Source organism: Streptomyces boncukensis (genome assembly GCF_011045075.1).
GTDB classification, from domain to species: domain Bacteria; phylum Actinomycetota; class Actinomycetes; order Streptomycetales; family Streptomycetaceae; genus Streptomyces; species Streptomyces boncukensis.
On record NZ_JAAKZZ010000811.1, the window covers coordinates 1 to 2,209 of the forward strand.

Sequence of the window (2,209 nt, forward strand, 5' to 3'; positions counted from 1 at the left end):
GGTGGGTGGAGGGCCGCCGGGTGGAGGTCGGCGCCCCGGGCCCGGATCTCCCCGCGCCCCTGGCCGCCGCCCTCTCCGAGGCCGAGCGCGCCGCGCGTACGGCCGTGGTCGTACGGGTCGACGGCGCCGCCGAGGCGCTGCTCGCGGTGGGGGACGTGCTGCGCGCCGGCAGCTACCGCGCCGTCGACCGGATGCGGCGGCTCGGCATCACCCCCGTACTGGCCACGGGCGACCGGGCCGCCACCGCGCGGGCGGCCGCAGCGGAACTCGGCGTCCGGGAGGTGCACGCGGCGCTCTCCCCGGAGGACAAGGCCGACCTGGTGAGCCGGCTGCGGACGGCGGGCCACCGGGTCGCGGTGATCGGCGACGGGGTGAACGACGCCGCCGCGCTGGCCCGCGCCGACCTGGGCATCGCGATGGGCTGCGGGACGGACGCGGCGATCGGCGCCGCCGACGTGACGCTGGCGCGCGCCGGGATCGAGGCGGTCGCCGACGCCGTACGGCTGGCCCGCCGCACCCTCGGCACGATCCGCGCCAACCTCGCCTGGGCGTTCGGCTACAACGCGGTCACGCTGCCGCTGGCCGCCACGGGCTGGCTGAACCCCATGGTGGCCGCGGCGGCGATGTCCGTCAGCTCGCTCCTGGTGGTGGCCAACAGCCTCCGCCTGCGCACCTGGACCCCGGCCCGGCGCCCCCTGAACGCAGGACGGAGACCCCGGTGAACAGACCGCGACGAACAGCGAGGGGCACCCCCGCCCCGGGACGCTCCCCGAAACGCTCCCCGGAACGCTCCGCGGCGCTCGTCCCGCTCGCCGCCTGCGCCGTCACGCTGCTCGGCCTGACCGGGTGGACGGCGGCGGGCGGCGCGGGCACCCCGGCGCGGATCGCGGTGAGCGAGCCCCGCGTCTTCCTCACGTACGGCGGGGTGCGGGACACCTCGGCGTACTTCCGGATCCGGAACTCCGGCGGCTCCGGCGACCGCCTGGTCTCCGTCAGCTCCCCCGGCGCCCGCGACGTCATGCTCGGCCGCCACACCCGCACGGACGCGGGCGCGGGCGGCATGGCCATGGTCCCCTCGCTGACCCTGCCCGCCGGGCGGACGGTGACGATGTCGCCGCTGGCGACGAACGTCATGCTGAAGCACCCGGCGGCGAGCCGCTGGCGCCCGGGGGACCGGGTGCCGTTCGTCCTCCGCTTCGCACACAGCCGCCCGGTCCGGCTGCACGCGACGGTGGTGCGTCCGGGCGGCTGACCCGGCGGACGGCCGGGAACCCGACCGGTCACCGCCGCGACTACCTCCCGAGGGCACCCACACCGTGCCTGAAACCATGGGGGCGTGATGACGACGGACCGGGCCGTGCGGGCCGGGCGCGCCGCGGTGTTCGCGGCCGTCTGCGTGCTGCTCGCCGCCGTCGGTCACGCCGCCATGTCCGGCACACCGCTCCCCTGGTGGGCCCTGTGCGGCAGCTTCGCCGTCACCGGCGCGGCGGCCTGGCCGCTGGCCGGGCGCGAGCGGAGCCGTACGGCCGTCACGCTGGCGGCGGTGCTCGTGCAGGCCGTGCTGCACTCCGCGTTCGCCCTCTCGCAGGCCCTCACCGCCGCGCGCGGGGCGCCGGAGGGCTCCGGCAGCGCGCCCTCCTTCGCCCAGCAGTGGGCGTCGTATCTGCTGTGCGGGGAGGAGAGCGGCCCGCCGCTGACACAGCGCCGTTCCGTCGAGCTGCTCGCCCGCGCCGGACTGGGCCACCACCCGGACGGCCCCCCGCCGGGCGGCACACACGCCGCACCCGCCACACACGCCGTGGACGGCATGAGCGGCGGCATGGACGGCGGGATGCAGCATATGGCGGGCATGTCGCCCACCGGCATGCTCGCCGCGCACCTGCTGGCCGCCCTGCTGTCCGGCCTGTGGCTGGCGTACGGCGAACGTGCCGTCTTCCGCCTGGGCCGCACCGGCACCACGCTGCTCCTCCTCCAGCTCCTCGCGCCGCTGCGGTGGCTCTTCCACTGCCCCCTCGTCCCGGCCCCTCCGCCCGCGGAGCCGCACCGCGACCACGCGGTGGCCCGGCCCCGGCGGCTGCTGCTCGTGCACGTCATCACCTCTCGGGGACCGCCCTCCGCGCGCGCCGCCGTCTGACACCGGCCGCCGCTCCGGCGACCGCGCACCCGAGTGAACGCAGAAGGACACGAGGCGATGACCCCTGCCTTGAGA

The 2,209-nt window shown here is 77.5% G+C and carries 3 protein-coding genes; all 3 read left to right on the top strand.

From position 1 onward, the window contains the following. On the top strand, positions 1 to 722 hold a 722-nt coding region (locus G5C65_RS35890), incomplete at its 5' end, for an HAD-IC family P-type ATPase (protein WP_165303238.1). After that, complete coding sequence (locus G5C65_RS35895; protein ID WP_165303239.1) at positions 719 to 1,252, top strand: copper chaperone PCu(A)C domain-containing protein; 534 nt, start codon at positions 719 to 721, stop codon at positions 1,250 to 1,252. The genes G5C65_RS35890 and G5C65_RS35895, both read left to right, overlap by 4 nt. A gap of 87 nt (positions 1,253 to 1,339) precedes the next feature. Further along, the gene (locus tag G5C65_RS35900) at positions 1,340 to 2,134 is read left to right on the top strand and encodes a hypothetical protein (RefSeq protein ID WP_165303240.1); all 795 of its coding nucleotides are present in this window, start codon (positions 1,340 to 1,342) and stop codon (positions 2,132 to 2,134) included. The last annotated feature ends 75 nt before the right edge of the window (positions 2,135 to 2,209 follow it).